Here is a 16,923-nt window from a genome sequence, read left to right as displayed (position 1 = left end):
GCAGTGTTGGCGGGCGCAGGGCGGACTGTTTGTTGCGCAAAACCTGGCTGAGAATACACGCAAACGCGGACGCGCGCGCTGCCGATCAACATGAACGCGTCAACCAAAATCAAGCCAATGCGCCAATTGCGCAACAGATTGTTTACAAAGTTTTGAGCGCAAAGGGCGCGGGTTCCGTGATCCAGAACCCGCGCATCGCCGTTAATTGGTCTGCAAACATCAATTACGGCGCTTAGCCAATCAAAGGTAAGTACAATGAAATCAATTCGCAAGATCGCAGCCACGATGGCCACAGCTTTGGCGCTCACCACAGCCGCCCAAGCGCAAACCATCGTCGAAATCGCCTCAGGCGATGACCGCTTCTCAACACTCGTCGCCGCAGTCTCTGCCGCTGGCTTGGTCGACACTTTGAACTCCGACGGCCCATTCACCGTCTATGCCCCGCTCAACTCAGCATTTGATGCATTGCCCGAAGGCACAGTTGAGACATTGCTTAAGCCAGAAAACAAAGACCAGCTCACCAATGTGCTGCTTTACCACGTGGATGACCGGTTGCTCCGCGCTGCCGATTTCCCCCACGGATCAAACTATTTCAAACCAGTATTGACCAGCGAGCGCCTGTGCATCACCTCAGATGGTGGCAAAGTCACTATTGCTGACGGCACTGGCGATATGGCCAATGTGGTCGTCGCCAATATCCATGCGGACAATGGCGTGATCCACGTGATCGACAAAGTGCTGCTGCCCGGCACACGCCCTGCCTGCCACTAAACTTTAGGTTCCTCCCAAGACCGAAGTAAAAGACCGGCCACACCGCCATGTGGTCGGTCTTTTTCTTTCAAAAATAGGCCCCGCTTATAGCCCCTCAAACCATTTCTGATTAACATCAATTTGCTCGATCATTTGCGTTGAAACACCAAGCTCATATTGCTTGAGCAAATCGCACAGCCGTTCGCCATCAATGAGGTCAATCGCAATCGCCCCATCGCCGTCCAGTATCATCACTGGCAGACGAAATCCGGAGGTTTAGCCAATAGTATGGTCTTGGAAAGCGTACCGGTTCCAGCTTTGAGATTGACCCCGCGCCGAATATCGAAATGATGATGCGTATACTTTGAGGGGCAAACAACATGGCGGAACAACCTGATTTTAGTGAATTTAGCGACTGGCACAGAGAAAACTTTGAAGAGATTCAGGCCGAAATTAGTGACTTTGCAAGGTTAAAAGAACACCAAAGGGAAATTATCAATCGGAATTTAGTGCTGCTCGAAAACCCTGTTCGTTGGAAAGCGCACGCTGAGCACTTTGAAAAACAATTGGAAAAAATCGAAACCGATGCCTCGCGTGAAGAAAAAAGAGATGAGTTCACAATTCATTTGGGCTTTACTGTTCAAAAAAGATGTGATTGTTCAGGTTTTCTCTTCCCTTGTGCGGTGGATTGCCGTCACATGAGATTATTTGACAACGATTCAGATTTTTCTGGTGCGACCTTTCGATCTAGTGCCAATTTCCAGCATATACATGTCGCACGGGGTGATATCACATTCCAAAATGCTACATTTTGTAGTGACACAAACTTTTCCGGTGCGAGATTTGAGACTGGGAGTGCTTCTTTTCAAGGGGTTAAATTTTTTAAAAGTTTGGATTTCAGCGCGTCGACTTTTACGAATTGCAATGTCATTTGCTTTGAAGCTGCAGAATTCAAGGGCGAAAAAAACCTCTTCAAGGAAGTCAAATTCAATGATCCGTCTCAAGGAGACATGATCACATTTTCAAACAGTGAATTTAGTTCGGAGGCCAACTTTGAGGACGCGGTGTTTAAAGCAAAGCGGATTTGCTTTTCCGGCGCCAAATTTTTGAAAGGGGGGTTAAAGCTGCAGGCGGCCGAATTTCATGGCGGCGAGCTCGATTTTTCTAGAGCGGAGTTTAATGATGGGGCCTTTCAACTCCAAGCAACGAGTTTTCGAAATAGTGCCTTCATTGCAAAAGATATTCATTTAAATGGTAATGCCCTCATCGGCGACGCTGCCACATTAGAAACGAAAGTGACAGAATTCGCATTAAATCCTAGCCATGGTTCATTGGTGAGCTTTAAAGGGGCCCAATTCCATCATGAGGTGACCTTTGATGCCGAATATCTAAAAGAAATTAGCTTCAGGAATGCCACCTTCTCGAACACTTTAGAGATCGCGGCTTCTACAGAAACGGTTCCGGACTTTAGGCACGCTAAGTTTGATCGCGCACCAACTATATCTGGACTGGAAGTTAAATCGCCTCAATACCCAAATTGGTTTGAGTTAAATTCCGATCAACAACAAACGGACAAGCTCCGTAAGATTAAGCAAATGGCAGAAGCCAACAATGACCATGAAAAGGCCAGTCAGTTTTTTGCCATGGAAATGGCGGCGAAGCGGGGAACAGAAATCAGAGGGTGGTGGCCACTCTTTGTGAGTTGGCTATATATGAAGGCCAGCAATTTTGGTCAAAGCTATGGTCGACCCTTGGAGTGTTTGGCGGCATTGTTGGTGCTCTTTTATAGCCTTTATCTTTTCGCGTGGCCGTCCAGTTTGACCGGTTGGCAGGGCATAAAGTTTAGCTTTCTGCATTCTTTGCGCAATCTCATTCCATTTTTTGACACGCTAATCCGAAACGGCGTTCAGCCGGAATTGGGCGAGTATTTAACTGGCTATGAGCGTGACATAAACGCCATCTACCAGGCAACCGGCAGTGTCACATGGTTCAGCGCACTTGGCATAGTTGAGCAACTAATCGGTGGCGTTTTGTTTTTTCTTCTTCTGCTTGGTCTTCGAAACACTTTCCGCATGCGATAGTAGAAATACAGGGACGTTAAGTTGTGTACCATGACTTCGTCGCAGGCAGAATCATGAAGGCCCAATGTTCCTTTATGGTGGCACTAAATCATGGTTCTTCCTCGCGAGTGCTTCGTTATCCTTGAGAAGCTGATCCCCCTGCGACAATCTATCCCCAACACCCATCTAGCCAACTCCAACTATCAATATTAGTATATGCTTATATATTTAATAAGATGGAGTTGGGAAATGCTTTCTATGCCGAAAAACCTGAAAGAGCGCTATGCGCCATTGTATTTTCTGGCCAGCGTTGGCGCTGGTGGGTTGGTTGTTACGTTCTTTATGTATTTGATGTTCTGGGTGCCCCACCCTGGGCAACCGGTGCCGGTGTTTGAAGATATTGTGCGGGCTTATGCCTCCGCCAATATGCCGTTGCAAATCGCGATCACCATTGCCTTGATGGGCATTGCCCTATTGGCCATATTGCACTTTCGCTTGCTGGCTTGGAACTTGCGTGAATATTCAAAGTTTCGCGAAACCGAGGCCTTTCGCAAGTTGAAAAACTCGAACGCTGAAACCCAATTGATAGCGCTGCCGCTCACCCTCGCGATGGCAGTCAATGTCGCATTTATTGTCGGCTTGGTGTTCGTACCGGGGCTATGGTCCATTGTTGAGTTTCTGTTCCCCGCAGCCATCGCTACTTTTGCATTGATCGGTCTTTTGGCGCTCAATTTATTCGGTAAATTTCTCGCGCGTATCTTCGCTGCAGGCGGGTTTGACCAAAGGGCCAACAACTCCTTTGCCCAAGTGTTGCCCGCCTTTGCCTTCGCCATGATTTCGGTTGGCTTCGCCGCACCTGCTGCCTTGTCCCAATCCAAAATCATCGTGGGCGTGGGTGTTGCCTTGGCAGGGTTCTTCTTTATCGCGGCGGTGCTTATCGCGCTGGTTGCGGCCGTCATTGGGTTGAACTCAATTTTGCAAAATGGTCTGGCCGCCGAAGCCGCGCCAACATTGCTTGTCATCATTCCATTATTGACCGTGTTGGGCATCGCAAGTCTGCGCATTAATCACGGCATGCACACCCAGTTTGATATGCATTTCGACACCGCGCACAATTTTGTCATGCTCGGCGGCCTGCTTGCGGTGCAATTGCTTATCGCCCTGGTCGGCTGGAACGCCCTGAAAGCAAAGAATTACGTGGCCTCATTCCTGTCGCAAGAGGGGCAGAAATCCGCAGGCGCATATGCTTTGGTTTGCCCGGGCGTGGCGCTCTCCGTGATGGTTCATTTCTTCGTGAATAAGGGATTGGTCGGCGCGGGTCTTATCGCCAAGTTCGGTGTTGCCTACTGGGCGTTCACATTGCCCGCACTTGCCTTCCAGATTGCCATGATTGTGCTGGTGGTCAGGCTGAACAAACAGCACTTCTCCACCACCAAAATTCTGCCACATCCCGCAGCGGCAGAATAGATGAAAACCGCCCCTCAATGTGAAGGGGCGGTTTTGCACATTTATGTATAATCTTTGAGAATCCGCCTAAAATGTTGGGCGGATTCCAGTTTTTATGGAACTATTAGTCGCTAATCTCAGCCACCTTGATCATCGAACCGACAATTAAAAAGGCACCTGCGATCAGAAAAAAGATAAAACTGAGCGGCATCAAAAAGCTTTCTGAAACAAGAGCGCTGGTGCTCACACTACTGCCGAAGAAAACGACTTCTGTTATCAAGGCTGCGCCGGATAAAAGCAGTGCAACAATTCCTAACATGATGAATTTATTAGTCATTTGTCTGCTCCTTTGTTTGAACAGATAACGCACAACCCTCGATTTTGTTCCCAGATCGGCGACAGGTGGAACTTTGCCCGGGTCAAACGCGTTCCTCTTACTCATCATCTGTCACCATGCGTGACGAAAGGAGGATGATATGCAAATTGTATTGGACGAAACACACGATCTGATTGCGGCGGAAAAGGTAGACGGAACAAAGGTTTACGATGCCTCCGGCGAGAAAATGGGTACAGTGAAATCCCTAATGATCAACAAGCAGACCGGTCAGGTCGCGCACGCGATTCTGTCGATCGGTGGCTTTTTGGGCATGGGAGAGGATTACCACACCGTGCCGTGGGAAAAGCTTGATTATGACACCGAGCTTGGTGGCTATAAGCTTGATGTCTCCGAGGAAAAGCTTAAGTCGGCGCCAACGTTTTCTGCCGAAGAAGTGACCGCGCTCAACGACCGTGAATTTGAGCACCGCGTCTACCATCACTTCGGTACACCGCCTTATTTTATCTAACCAACTCAGCCCACTGCGCCGCATTCGGCGCGGTGGCGCCAACATTATGGAAGGCCCTTATGCCCGCAAAATCCAAAGCTCAGCAAAAAGCGGCTGGCATGGCGCTCGCGGCCAAGCGTGGCGAAATGAAAGTGAGCGAACTGCAAGGTGCCGCCAAGGAAATGTATGAGACGATGGACGAAGATGAATTGCGCGATTTTGCCGAAACCAAACATGCCAACAAACCGGAGCATGTGGACAATTAGTCCCACATACTCAATCGGTTAGTTGCTCGCTTCACGGTATAAAGCGCCTGCAACCAGCGCTTCCTCCTGTCCAATTGGTCAAATAAGAATTGCCGATTGAAATTGTCAGGCGTGGTTAAATGCGATAACACCCCAGCCAATGATTTTGCTTAAGGGGAAGAAAGCATGACCACCCGTGATATCGTTCTGATCGCACTTTTTGCCGCCATCATGGCTGTTCTCGGGGTGTTTCCCCCAATCACACTGCCCGTGATCGCTGTGCCGATCACCGCACAATCTCTGGGCGTTATGCTCGCCGGGGGCGTTTTGGGCGCAAAGCGCGGTGCGCTTTCAATGGTGCTGTTCTTGGCCCTTGTGGCCGTGGGGCTGCCGTTGCTCTCCGGTGGCCGCGGCGGCATTGGCGTTTTCTTTGGCGCCAGTGGCGGCTTTTTGCTCGGCTGGATCGTGGCCGCCTTTGTGGTTGGCCTGCTGGTTGAGCGTTTCTGGGAAAGTTTGAATTATATCAATGCCTTCATCGCCAGCGTGGTGGGGGGCATTGTGGTGCTCTATGCGTTGGGCATTCCATGGATTTCTGTTGTGGCAGGTATTTCATTGGGCCAGGCCTTCACCGGCTCTATGGGCTTTATCCCCGGCGATGTGGTAAAAGCTGTGATTGCCGCTTTGGTGATTGTGACTGTCGCGAAATCCTATCCCATCATCAAGAAGTAAGGGCTTTTGCCGCCCATGATTGAGATCACAAAGGCCAGTTTGATCAAGAATGAACGGACCATCCTGTCCGATATTTCCGTCAAACTGACCGAAAGCCGCGTTGGCATTATTGGCCATAACGGCTCGGGCAAATCAAGCTTTGCCAAATTGCTCAATGGGCTGGAACCCTGTGCTACGGGCCAAGTGCGCGTGGGCGGCGCTGACATAAGCAAACACCGCGCCCGCGTCGGCTTTGTGTTCCAAAATCCGGACAACCAGCTGGTGATGCCGCTGGTGGAGGAGGACATCGCCTTTGGCTTGAAAAAGTCCGGCCTCAGCAAATCCGAAATCAACGACCGCAGCGACGCGCTGTTGAAAAAGTTTGGGTTGGCGCATCTGCGCGAACGCCTGACCCACGAACTAAGCGGCGGTGAAAAACAGCTGATCGCCCTGATTGGGGTGCTGATCATGCAGCCCGAACATATCATTCTGGATGAGCCGACCACCTTGCTTGATTTGCGCAATCGCGCCATTCTGCTCGCCATGTTGGACAAGCTGGAGCAGCAATTGATTATCGTCAGCCATGATCTGGATTTGATGGCGCAAATGGATCGCTTATTGCTGATCCATGAGGGGCGGTTGCATGCAGATGGCGACCCGTCCCAAATCATTGCAACCTATCGCGACCTGTCGGTTTAAACGATGCTGATCAGCCTTTATAAGCCCGGAAACAGCCCCGTGCACCGCACCCCGGCAGGCTTGAAAATCGTGCTGCTTTTCATCTTTTGCACCCTACTGTTTTTACTGCAAAGCTGGTGGTTTCTCGCGGGGGCGATCGTGGCGGTACTGGCGGCCTATTTGCTGGCCAAATTATCGCTTACCCTCGCGTGGCAGGCGGTGCGTCCGGCCCTGTGGGTGCTGGTGCTGATCTTTCTGGTGCAGCTATGGCTCAATGATTGGCAGTTCGGTCTTTATGTGGTTTTGCGCTTTGCGATCATGATCGTGGCGGCAACCTTGTTGACCCTTACCAGCAAAACCAGCGAAATGATCGAAGGCATTGAACGCAGCGTAGGCAAAGTGTTCGGCGCCGATGTGGCGGAAAAAGTTGGCCTTGCCTTCTCGCTTTCGCTGCGCTTTATCCCAATGGTGCGCGAAACCTATCAAGAGGTGCGCGAAGCGCAAAAAGCACGAGGGTTGGGCCGCAACTGGCGGGCGCTAATCACGCCCACAATGATCCGCACCCTCAAGTCAGCCGACGATATTGCACAAGCCATTGATGCCCGCTCGGCCGGGGCACCGTTGGCAAAAGACGGGCGGCATCATGATTAGAATTCGCGGCCATCATTTGCTGTGTGCGCTCACCTTCGCGGGACGCGGCTACAGCCGACAGTTTGAACGTGATTTCCAAGCCATTGCCAAACGTATGCGCGCCAATGAAATGATGCAGATTATTGATCGGCCCGACGAGATTTGCCAAAGCGTGAAGGATTGCGACGGCAGCCATTGTTTCGAACCGCGCATAGATCAGCGTGACGCGTTGGCGCTGGCCGACATTTCAGAATTGCTCGGGCGTGAGTTGAAAGTTGGCGATACACTTGCCCCTGCGGATATTTTTACCGATGACACGCGTAAAGCCTTTCGCGACAACCATATCCGCCGGGGGTGTTTTGATTGCCAATGGCGCGGTTTTTGCGATCAAATCGCTGCGGATGAGTTTGCCAACACTTTGCTGCGGGCCGAGAGCGTATGAGTGCCGCTTTTGTCGCTCGCATCAAAAAACATCTGCGCGCGGACAGGGCACGGCCAACTCTGTTTGCGGGGCAAGAGGCACTGACCGCTGGTGACCTGTTGGACCGTATTGATGCGGCTGAACAAAAACTGATTGCCGCCGGGGCGCCGCAAAAAATTGCGCTGGCGCTGCCCACCAGCACCGAGGCGCTCGCCTTCTTTATCGCAGCGTTGAATGTTGGCGAAAACACCATTTATTTCGACCCAAATTGGGCCGCCGAAACCCGCGACAAGATTCAGCGCCATATTGCCCCGGATCTGGTGATCGATAAGGAAGGCGAATTATCACTGTGCGGGTCATCATCTCGCCGGGTGGATCGTGAAACGCATTATACTTGCTTTACCTCCGGTTCCACCGGGCTACCCAAAGGCTGCATGCGCACTGAGCAATCCTGGCTCAACAGCTTTGAGGCAGATCAGGATTTTTCAAACATCACGCCGCAGTCGACAATTATTGTGGCGGGCAGCTTTGCCCACTCGCTATTTACTTATGCCGCCCTGCGCGGCCTGGTGGCAGGCGCGAAAATATTGCTGCTGCCAAGCTTTCATCCGGGCGCGATTTTTCGACACGCCGCCACCCACCAAAATGCGGTGTTATTTGCGGTGCCCACCCAATTGGTGGCCCTGACCGAGGCTGGACAGATTGCACCACAATTTTGCAAAATCCTGACCACCGGCTCCAAATTGTCGCCTGAACTCGCGGCTAAGGTCAAAACCTGTTTCCCCAATGCCGATCTCATCGAATTTTATGGCACGTCCGAATTGAGCTATGTGGCAGCTCGGTCCGTGCGGTCGGGTGATGCGCCCAGCCTGGTTGGCCAGCCACTTTCGTCGGTACAGATCGAAATTTTGGATGCGGAAATGCAAACCCTGGCAGCGGGCGAAATTGGCCAGGTTTTTGTGCGCAGTCCCATGGCGTTTAAAGGCTATTTGACCGAAGGTGGGTTTGCCCCCGCAGCTGACAACATCAGCGTTGGCGACACCGGATTTATGGACGAACAGGGCCAGTTGCATTTGCAGGGCCGAGCGGATCGCATGTTTCAAGTGAGCGGTCGCAATGTTGCACCGGAGGAAATTGAGGCGGCGCTGCTGGCGCTGCCCGAAGTGAATCACGCCGCAATATTCGGCGAAACGGATGCCAAGCGCGGCCATCGCATTGTGGCCGTGGTCCAGCTTGCGCAGTCGGTGGATCGAGCAACGTTGGCCGCAGCCTTGCGTCCGCACCTCACCCCCTATTTAATGCCCCAGCGCTTCTATCTATGTGATAATTGGCCGCACACCAGTTCGGGCAAAACCGATTTGCAAAAGCTGGCGGCGGCAAGGCGAACCAACAGCGTGCAGGAGCTCACATGAGCAACACGATCTATATGGTGGCTGCTAAACGCAGCGCTGTGGTGCCACGCGGCGGCACATTCGCACATTTGCAGCCGCATGAACTGGGCGCGCCACTTATCAAATCCCTGTTGGACGAAACCAAGATTGCGCCAACCCAAATCGATCATGTGCTGTTGGGCAATGGTTTGGCTGGCGGCGGCAACGTGGCGCGCATGGTGGCGCTGGCCGCAGGACTGCCCGAAGCCGTGCCTGCCATAACGTTGGACAGCCAATGTTGCGGCGGCGTCGATGCCGTACAAATGGCCATGCATATGCTGGGCGCGGGGGCGGCAGATATTATATTGGCTGGCGGGGTGGAAAGCTTCAGCACCGCGCCGCGGCGGATCAAACGCGGACGTGATGGCGCGCCAGATCAGGAATATCATCGTCCGCCTTTTTCGCCTTGGCCAGAACGTGATCCGGATATGATTGCCGCGGCCGCGCACTTGGCCAAACACAAGCAAATATCGCGCACAGCGCAAGAAGAATTTGCGATAAAGAGTCATCAAAAGGCGCAGGCAGCGCAGGTCGATATGCGAGCTGAAATAGTGGCCATAGCGGATGTGGCGGAGGATGCTTTTACCCGTACCCTTTCGCCAAAATTGTGCGCCAAGCTGCCGCTTTTGGCCGGGGACAAAGACACTGGCTTGACCGCGGCAACTACCGCCGTGGAAGCCGACGGCGCCGGACTTTGCGTGCTGTTGTCGGAAAAAGCACTTAATGATCATGCAGAACTGAAACCTCATGCAATAAAATTGCGTGGCGCCACAAGCGTCGGCAGCGATCCTGCCTTGCCCGGCCTTGCGCCGATTGCAGCCATTGAAAAGCTATTGCGCCAACTCGATTTGTCTTGTGCGAACATTGCCATTGTTGAGATGATGGAAGCTTTCGCGGCGCAGGCCATGGCTTGTCTTGAAGCGACTGATTTGCCGCTTGCCCGCACCAATCTTGGCGGAGGTGCGTTGGCGCGTGGGCACCCGATTGGCGCCTCCGGCGCGATCAATCTGGTGCGTCTGTTTCATGAATTACAACGGGCCGAAATTGGCGCTTATGGCCTGGCCGCCATTGCAGGTGCAGGCGGGTTGGGCGCAGCTTTGGTGATGCAGAAATGATCAAGATTTCAACGCTGAACGATTGGCCTGACTATCTAGGCAAAAGCATTAAAAGCGCAGAACCGTTTGTGATCTCGTCAACTCAGCTTGAGGCCTTCTTGCGCGCCGTTGGCGATGCAAATAATCTTCATCAGGGACGCGATGCTATCGTGCCGGGCAATTTGTTGCTGAGCCTTGTGCCGCACTTCTTGCAGCAGCATTTAGAACTGCCGCCGGGCATGATCGGCATGAGTGTTGGCTATGACAGGGTGCGCTTTAAAGCCCCGACGCGCGTTGGAGATCTGCTCTATTTTAAGGCGGAGGTTCGCCATGTGCGGACGCAAAAAGCCGGGGTCTATGTGACCTATGCGGTGAGCTGCCGAGGGGCGGGCGACGAGTTGGTGATGGCGCTAGATATGCGTGACTATTATGCCCTCAAACCTGGTGGCTAGTCGTCGACAAACTCTTCTAACAGGTCGAGCAATGTTTCAATCCGCTCGACGCCATATTGTTCCTCAAGCGCTTTATAGATACGGCGTTGTTCGGGCAAAATATCCGCAATAAACCGCTTGCCCCCGTCAGTTACCGAGAGCACTGCGCGTCGGCCATCATCATCAGCGCGGCGGCGCTGGATAAAGCCGCGATCTTCCAGCGTTTTGATGATGCGGGTTAGGCTGGGCGCCAAAACCGAGGCACGTTTGGCCACTTCAGTTGCGTCCAACGGCCCGCCTTCATCAACAACCCGCAGCACGCGCCATTGTTGTTCTGTCACATTTTGCGCCGCCAACATCGGGCGAAACCTCGACATGACAGATTCCCGCGCACGCAAAAGGGCCATGGGCAGAGAACGGCGGGTACTTTGTGGAAACATAGGTCCTGTCCAATTCAGCTTCCAAACATTTGGTTCCCTTTATCGCGGGATTGTTGATGTGCGGCAAGTGTTTTTGCTGATTTGACAATAGCGAACAAAAATGTTTAACATGTTAAACAATGGGCGGGAGGGGTCTTTGTGCCGCATCTAGTTATAGAACATTCAGCCAATTTGGCTGACAAAACCGACATGGACCATCTCTGCCGTGAATTGCATTCGGTGATGGTGTCGTCCAACTTGTTTGAGCTAGGGGGCATCCGCGTGCGCGCCTTTAGTGCGGCGCATTATGCCATTGCCGATCTGCAGAGGGAAAACGGATTTGTTGATCTCAATTTGCGCGTCGGTAAAGGCCGCAGCCTTGAAGAGAAAAAGAAAGTTGGCGATGCGCTGATGGAGCGCGCGCGAACCGTGCTGGCGCCGCTTTTTGAAACCGATCATTTTGCCCTCTCCTTGGAAATTCGCGAGATCGACGCTGAATTGAGCTGGAAGCGCAACACGATCCATAAACGCATTCGAGCAACAGGACCGAATTCATGACCGACCTGAACACCAATATAGAAAAGGCACAATCCTACTTGGCGCGCTTTCGCCAGGATGGGGTCTTAAACCATATTGATGGGCAGGCCGTTGGATCCGATAGCGGCGAGCAGTTCGACGTGATTTCGCCTATTGACCTTGAGCCGATCGCAAAGGTGGCGCGTGGGGGCGCATCGGATATCGACAAGGCGGCAAAAGCGGCAAAGGCGAGCTTTGCTGAATGGGCGGCCATGCCGGGCAAAGAGCGCAAAAAACTGTTGCACCGCATCGCAGACGCCATCGAAGCGCGAGCGGAAGAGATTGCCTTTGTGGAAAGCGTAGACACGGGGCAGGCAATCCGCTTCATGTCCAAAGCCGCGCTGCGCGGTGCAGAAAATTTCCGGTTCTTTGCAGATCGTGCGCCGATGGCCAGAGACGGCGAATCCCTACGCGCACTCAACCAACTCAATGTCACCAGCCGAACCCCTATTGGCCCCATTGGCATCATTACCCCGTGGAACACCCCCTTTATGCTGTCCACATGGAAGATCGCCCCGGCGCTGGCTGCAGGATGTACTGTCGTGCATAAGCCCGCCGAGTTTTCACCATTGACCGCACGGCTTCTGGTCGAGATTGCCGAAGAGGCGGGCCTGCCCAAAGGTGTTTGGAACCTGGTGAATGGTTTTGGTGAAGATGCCGGCAAGGCGCTGACCGAACATCCTGACATCAAAGCGGTAGGCTTTGTAGGCGAAAGCCGCACCGGCTCCATGATCATGAAGCAGGGGGCAGACACGCTAAAGCGGTTTCATTTTGAATTGGGCGGCAAAAATCCGGTGGTGGTTTTTGACGATGCGGATTTGGATCGTGCGGCGGATGCGGCCGTGTTTATGATCTACTCGCTGAACGGTGAGCGCTGCACCTCGTCTTCGCGCCTGTTGGTGCAATCGTCGATCTATGAGGAATTCACCGCCAAGGTTGCCGAGAAAGCCAAAAACATCAAAGTGGGGCATCCCCTTGATCCAGAGACGGTTGTCGGCCCGCTGATCCATCCGGTGCATGAAAAAAAGGTGCTGGACTATCTCGAGATCGGGCCCCAGGAAGGCGCGACGGTTGCGGTGGGCGGTAAAAAGGCAGAAGGCTTCACGGGCTGCTATGTGGAGCCAACCCTGTTCACCAATGTCACCAATAATATGCGCATCGCGCGGGAAGAGATTTTTGGCCCTGTGTTGAGCGCCTTGAAATTTGAGAGCGAAGAAGAAGCGCTGAGCATTGCCAACGATACCGACTATGGTCTGACAGGTTATGTCTGGACCTCGGATGTGACCCGGGCGCTGCGCTTCACCGACAAACTTGAAGCAGGCATGATCTGGGTGAACTCAGAAAATGTGCGCCATTTGCCCTCGCCCTTTGGCGGCATCAAAAGCTCTGGCATTGGCCGCGATGGCGGCGATTGGTCCTTTGATTTCTACATGGAAACAAAGAATATTGCTTTTGCCACCACGGCCCACGCTATTCCGAAACTGGGTGGCTGACCAAAGCCGCGCCGGCCTGTAAGATTTTGCGGTACGATGCCGCGTTGAGGAGACTTTTAAGATGCCTGTACCCAAGAGTAATCTCTATCCTGACTTTAACATTGTCCGCTTGTCCCATGTGGAATTTATGGTGACTGATCTGGCGGCGAGCAAAGCCTTTTATGTGGACACGCTTGGGTTGCAGATCACGCACGAAGACAGTGAAAATGTGTATTTGCGCGCGCTGGAAGAACGCAATCACCATTGCATCATCTTGCGCAAAGGGCAGAAAGCGGAGGCCAATGTGCTGGGCTTTAAAGTCTATGATGAGCCGGATTTGGACAAGGCAGAAACCTACTTCAACGACAAAGGGCTGCCGACCGAGTGGATAGAGCGCCCACATCAGGGCCGCACGCTGCGCACCCGCGATTTGCACGGCATTCCGCTGGAATTTTATGCCCGCATGGAGCAACTCGCCCCCATCCATCAGCACTATAAACTCTATAAAGGCGTGCGGCCGTTGCGCATTGATCATTTCAATTGCTTTTCAAGCAATGTGGATGACAGCGTGGCCTTTTATAATGATCTCGGCTTCCGCGTTACCGAATATACCGAAGATGAAGAGAGCAAAAAGCTCTGGGCCGCCTGGATGCACCGCAAAGGCGGCGTGCACGACATCGCCTTTACCAATGGCCGTGGCCCGCGCTTGCACCATACGGCCTTTTGGGTGCCCAACCCCATGGCGATCATCGATTTGCTCGATTTGATGTCCACCACCGGCTATCTCGAAAATATCGAGCGGGGTCCGGGGCGTCACGGCATCTCAAATGCATTTTTCCTCTATATCCGCGACCCGGACGGCCACCGGATCGAGATTTATTGCTCGGACTATATGACCGTTGATCCGGATATGGAGCCGATCAAATGGGATTTGAAAGACCCGCAACGGCAAACGCTTTGGGGAGCACCAGCCCCGCGCAGCTGGTTTGAAGAGGGCACAACCTTTGCCGACACTGAGATCTGCGACAGCCAACTGGCCGCACAACCAATTGTTGCGCCATAAGGACGGATAAATCATGTCAAACCGCACGCGCCTCGCCACCTTTCAGCGCAACAATAAGCTGGGTTATGGCGCCATCACCGACACTGGTGTTGTCGATCTTTCTGCCCGCTTTGGCGCCCAGTATGCCGGGCTGCGCGAAGTGATCGAAGCGGGCGCATTGCCCGAACTGGCTGAAGCTGCAAAGGACCAACCAGATGATTTTGGCTTGGATCAGATTTCTTATGAAATTCCGATCCAGAATCCAGAGAAATTGATTTGCGTCGGCGTCAACTTCCCCAGCCGCAATGAAGAATATAAGGATGGGCAAGAGGCACCGCCAAACCCATCGCTGTTCATTCGGTTTCCGCGTTCTTTTACCGGCCACGACCAGCCTTTGGTGCGGCCTCTTGCATCGCCACAATTGGATTATGAAGGTGAGATCGTGTTGGTGATCGGCAAGGGCGGTCGGCACATTGCCGAAGCGGACGCGCTGGATCATGTGGCGGCCTTGTCCTTATGCAATGAAGGCACCATTCGCGATTGGGTGCGCCACGCCAAATTCAACGTGACCCAAGGCAAAAACTTTGACTCCACCGGGGCCATCGGCCCATGGTTGGTGCCCTATGAGGCCGAAGAGCAACTGGCTGACATCCGCCTGACCACCAAAGTCAATGGCGAGCTGCGGCAGGATGATCGCACGTCGCGGATGATTTTTAGCTTTCGAAAGCTGATCAATTACATCTCGACCTTCACCACCTTGGCACCGGGGGATGTAATCATCACCGGCACGCCAACAGGTGCGGGTGCACGGCTCGATCCACCACAATGGCTAAAGCCCGGTGATGTGATCGAAGTGGAAGCAGAGGGCATAGGCGTGTTGCGCAACACCGTGCGGGATGAGGTTTAAAATGATCAGTGCGGATGACGCCAAAATGCTGGCGGGAGAATTGCATAGTGCGGAGGAAACGCGGCAGCAAATCCCCTTGATTTCCAAGCGCTTCCCGGATGCCGAACTGGCCGACGCCTATAAGGTGCAGGATGCATGGGTAGCTCATAAATATAGCTTGGGTCACCAGCGTATCGGCTGGAAAATTGGCCTGACCTCAAAAGCCATGCAAGCGGCGCTGAATATCACCACGCCCGATTCGGGCGTGCTGTTCGACAATATGGCATTTGAGGATGGCGCGACCGTTCCCAAAACCCGTTTTATCCAACCGCGGGTTGAAGCGGAGATTGCGTTCATTTTGAAAGCGCCGCTCAAGGGCGACAAGGTCTCCATGTTCGATGTGCTCAACGCCACCGACTATGTGATCCCATCCCTCGAAATTTTGGACACGCGGGTTGTGCGCAAAGATGCGGACACTGGCCAAATGCGGACGATTGTCGACACTGTCGCGGACAACGCCGCCAATGCTGGGCTCGTTTTAGGCGGCCGCGCCATGCGCGTTGATGAGGTGGATTTGCGCTGGATCGGTGCCATCGTGCAACGCAATGGGGTGGTGGAAGAAACCGGACTTGGCGCCGGGGTGCTGAACCATCCGGCCATGGGCCTTGTGTGGTTGGTCAAGCGTTTGGCGCAATTTGACATCGGGCTGTTGCCCGGAGAGATTGTTTTGTCTGGCTCCTTTATCCGCCCAGTTGAAACCAACCATGGCGACACCATTATGGCCGACTTTGGTCCCCTGGGCACCGTCAGCACCTATTTTGAATAAGGAAGAAAACCATGCCAGCCCCGATCAATAAGTTTAAAGCCGCCATTCTGAAGAGCGAAAAGCAAATTGGTCTTTGGATGGGCCTGACCAACGCTTATACCGCAGAGATTTGCGCGGGCGCAGGCTTCGATTGGCTGGTGATTGATGGCGAACATGCACCCAATGATTTGCAATCAACATTGGCGCAATTGCAAGCCCTGGCTGCTTATCCGGTGAGCCCTGTGGTGCGGGTGCCAATTGGCGAAACATGGTTGATCAAGCAGGTGCTGGATTTAGGCGCGCAAAACATTTTGGTGCCCATGGTGGAAAGCGCCGCACAAGCCGAAGAAATGGTGCGGGCGATCAAATACCCCCCTCAAGGGGTGCGTGGCGTCGGCGCGGCATTGGCCCGCGCTTCGCAGTTCAACCGCATAGGTGATTATCTGCAAACCGCCAATGAGCAAACCTGCTTGATCGTGCAGGTTGAAAGCCAAGTTGGCATTGACGCCATTGAAGAGATTGGCCAAGTCGAAGGCGTAGATGGCATCTTCATCGGGCCAGCGGATTTGGGCGCCGATATGGGCTATTTGGGCCGTCCCGGTGAACAAGTGGTCAAGGATGCGGTGCTCGATGGCATTGCAAAAATTGTCGCCACAGGCAAAGCAGCGGGCGTTCTAAGCGCAGACAAGGTCTTCGCCCGGGCGTGCCTCGACCAAGGGGCAAGTTTTGTGGCGGTGGGTACAGACGTGACCCTGTTCTCTGGTGCCACCAGCAAACTGGCAGAAGAATTCACGGGCGCAAGCTAAGAGCTGCACCGAACAGTGATAGACCTACTAGGCGAGATGTTATGGTAACCACGCGACATTGCGCGGGGATAAAATGTTGCATTCTCCAGCGCCGTCGGTCCGTCGGGGGCTTTCAATAGCATCAAGAATTGCGAGGTCGTTTGCGGCGTTTTGCACGGCGCTCACTGCCCATCTAGACTTGACAAAAAGAACAAAAAGTG

The 16,923-nt window shown here is 53.3% G+C and carries 21 protein-coding genes; 18 read left to right on the top strand and 3 right to left on the bottom strand.

Annotation, left to right across the window (positions count from 1 at the left end; translation table 11 throughout):
- Positions 1–255 precede the first annotated feature (255 nt).
- Entirely contained in the window at positions 256–771 is a 516-nt protein-coding gene (locus MXMO3_RS00360; RefSeq protein WP_027835630.1) for a fasciclin domain-containing protein, read from the top strand.
- Between the two features lie 84 nt (positions 772–855).
- Here MXMO3_RS00360 and MXMO3_RS00355 read toward each other — a convergent pair whose 3' ends face one another.
- Positions 856–1,002 (bottom strand): hypothetical protein, encoded by a 147-nt coding sequence (locus MXMO3_RS00355; RefSeq protein WP_205468051.1) that lies wholly within the window; start codon positions 1,000–1,002, stop codon positions 856–858.
- Between the two features lie 128 nt (positions 1,003–1,130).
- Between MXMO3_RS00355 and MXMO3_RS00350 the strand changes: the two genes are divergently transcribed.
- Both MXMO3_RS00350 and MXMO3_RS00345 read left to right on the top strand, forming a co-directional pair.
- A complete protein-coding gene (locus MXMO3_RS00350; RefSeq protein ID WP_117394570.1) occupies positions 1,131–2,831 on the top strand; it encodes a pentapeptide repeat-containing protein in 1,701 nt (566 codons plus the stop codon).
- Between the two features lie 228 nt (positions 2,832–3,059).
- Positions 3,060–4,277, top strand: coding sequence for a TsoY family (seleno)protein (locus MXMO3_RS00345; protein WP_117394569.1), 1,218 nt, complete (start codon positions 3,060–3,062; stop codon positions 4,275–4,277).
- 103 nt (positions 4,278–4,380) lie between these two features.
- Here MXMO3_RS00345 and MXMO3_RS00340 read toward each other — a convergent pair whose 3' ends face one another.
- A complete protein-coding gene (locus MXMO3_RS00340) occupies positions 4,381–4,593 on the bottom strand; it encodes a hypothetical protein (RefSeq protein ID WP_162889074.1) in 213 nt (70 codons plus the stop codon).
- Positions 4,594–4,732: 139 nt separating this feature from the next.
- On the opposite strand from MXMO3_RS00340, the gene MXMO3_RS00335 reads away from it, so the two are divergent.
- From MXMO3_RS00335 to MXMO3_RS00300, 9 genes are all read left to right on the top strand, one after another.
- Positions 4,733–5,101, top strand: coding sequence for a PRC-barrel domain-containing protein (locus MXMO3_RS00335; RefSeq protein ID WP_027835627.1), 369 nt, complete (start codon positions 4,733–4,735; stop codon positions 5,099–5,101).
- Positions 5,102–5,160: 59 nt separating this feature from the next.
- Positions 5,161–5,346: a DUF3008 family protein gene (locus MXMO3_RS00330; protein WP_117394567.1), complete on the top strand. Its 186-nt coding sequence runs from the start codon at positions 5,161–5,163 to the stop codon at positions 5,344–5,346.
- A gap of 165 nt (positions 5,347–5,511) precedes the next feature.
- On the top strand, positions 5,512–6,054 hold the full coding sequence (locus MXMO3_RS18590) for a biotin transporter BioY (RefSeq protein WP_027835625.1): 543 nt from the start codon (positions 5,512–5,514) through the stop codon (positions 6,052–6,054).
- A 15-nt stretch (positions 6,055–6,069) separates the two neighbouring features.
- Positions 6,070–6,732 (top strand): energy-coupling factor ABC transporter ATP-binding protein, encoded by a 663-nt coding sequence (locus tag MXMO3_RS18585; RefSeq protein WP_162889073.1) that lies wholly within the window; start codon positions 6,070–6,072, stop codon positions 6,730–6,732.
- A gap of 3 nt (positions 6,733–6,735) precedes the next feature.
- Positions 6,736–7,362: an energy-coupling factor transporter transmembrane component T family protein gene (locus MXMO3_RS00320; RefSeq protein WP_117394566.1), complete on the top strand. Its 627-nt coding sequence runs from the start codon at positions 6,736–6,738 to the stop codon at positions 7,360–7,362.
- Positions 7,355–7,783, top strand: coding sequence for a DUF1284 domain-containing protein (locus MXMO3_RS00315; protein WP_162889072.1), 429 nt, complete (start codon positions 7,355–7,357; stop codon positions 7,781–7,783). Before MXMO3_RS00320 ends, MXMO3_RS00315 begins: the two co-directional genes overlap by 8 nt.
- A complete protein-coding gene (locus MXMO3_RS00310; RefSeq protein WP_117394564.1) occupies positions 7,780–9,174 on the top strand; it encodes an AMP-binding protein in 1,395 nt (464 codons plus the stop codon). Before MXMO3_RS00315 ends, MXMO3_RS00310 begins: the two co-directional genes overlap by 4 nt.
- Complete coding sequence (locus MXMO3_RS00305; RefSeq protein WP_117394563.1) at positions 9,171–10,307, top strand: thiolase family protein; 1,137 nt, start codon at positions 9,171–9,173, stop codon at positions 10,305–10,307. Before MXMO3_RS00310 ends, MXMO3_RS00305 begins: the two co-directional genes overlap by 4 nt.
- On the top strand, positions 10,304–10,738 hold the full coding sequence (locus tag MXMO3_RS00300) for a MaoC family dehydratase (RefSeq protein ID WP_117394562.1): 435 nt from the start codon (positions 10,304–10,306) through the stop codon (positions 10,736–10,738). Before MXMO3_RS00305 ends, MXMO3_RS00300 begins: the two co-directional genes overlap by 4 nt.
- On the opposite strand, the gene hpaR is transcribed toward MXMO3_RS00300, so the two are convergent.
- Positions 10,735–11,157, bottom strand: coding sequence for a homoprotocatechuate degradation operon regulator HpaR (gene hpaR / locus MXMO3_RS00295; RefSeq protein WP_027835618.1), 423 nt, complete (start codon positions 11,155–11,157; stop codon positions 10,735–10,737). The two genes, MXMO3_RS00300 and hpaR, sit on opposite strands and share 4 nt — an antisense overlap.
- A gap of 138 nt (positions 11,158–11,295) precedes the next feature.
- Here hpaR and MXMO3_RS00290 point away from each other — a divergent pair, with 138 nt between their 5' ends.
- The 6 genes from MXMO3_RS00290 to hpaI all read left to right on the top strand — a co-directional run bounded on the left by MXMO3_RS00290 (position 11,296) and on the right by hpaI (position 16,723).
- Positions 11,296–11,694, top strand: coding sequence for a 5-carboxymethyl-2-hydroxymuconate Delta-isomerase (locus MXMO3_RS00290; protein WP_117394561.1), 399 nt, complete (start codon positions 11,296–11,298; stop codon positions 11,692–11,694).
- The gene (hpaE, locus tag MXMO3_RS00285; protein ID WP_117394560.1) at positions 11,691–13,205 is read left to right on the top strand and encodes a 5-carboxymethyl-2-hydroxymuconate semialdehyde dehydrogenase; all 1,515 of its coding nucleotides are present in this window, start codon (positions 11,691–11,693) and stop codon (positions 13,203–13,205) included. Before MXMO3_RS00290 ends, hpaE begins: the two co-directional genes overlap by 4 nt.
- A gap of 61 nt (positions 13,206–13,266) precedes the next feature.
- Entirely contained in the window at positions 13,267–14,247 is a 981-nt protein-coding gene (gene hpaD / locus MXMO3_RS00280) for a 3,4-dihydroxyphenylacetate 2,3-dioxygenase (protein WP_117394559.1), read from the top strand.
- A gap of 13 nt (positions 14,248–14,260) precedes the next feature.
- On the top strand, positions 14,261–15,133 hold the full coding sequence (locus MXMO3_RS00275; protein WP_117394558.1) for a fumarylacetoacetate hydrolase family protein: 873 nt from the start codon (positions 14,261–14,263) through the stop codon (positions 15,131–15,133).
- Position 15,134: 1 nt separating this feature from the next.
- The gene (hpaH, locus tag MXMO3_RS00270; protein WP_117394557.1) at positions 15,135–15,938 is read left to right on the top strand and encodes a 2-oxo-hept-4-ene-1,7-dioate hydratase; all 804 of its coding nucleotides are present in this window, start codon (positions 15,135–15,137) and stop codon (positions 15,936–15,938) included.
- Between the two features lie 11 nt (positions 15,939–15,949).
- Positions 15,950–16,723, top strand: coding sequence for a 4-hydroxy-2-oxoheptanedioate aldolase (gene hpaI, locus MXMO3_RS00265; protein ID WP_117394556.1), 774 nt, complete (start codon positions 15,950–15,952; stop codon positions 16,721–16,723).
- The last annotated feature ends 200 nt before the right edge of the window (positions 16,724–16,923 follow it).

Origin of the sequence: Maritalea myrionectae (assembly GCF_003433515.1) — a bacterium.
Taxonomy (GTDB): Bacteria; Pseudomonadota; Alphaproteobacteria; order Rhizobiales; family Devosiaceae; genus Maritalea; species Maritalea myrionectae.
The sequence above is the reverse complement of the archived record's forward strand: the minus strand, read 5'-3'. Positions and strand labels throughout refer to the sequence as shown.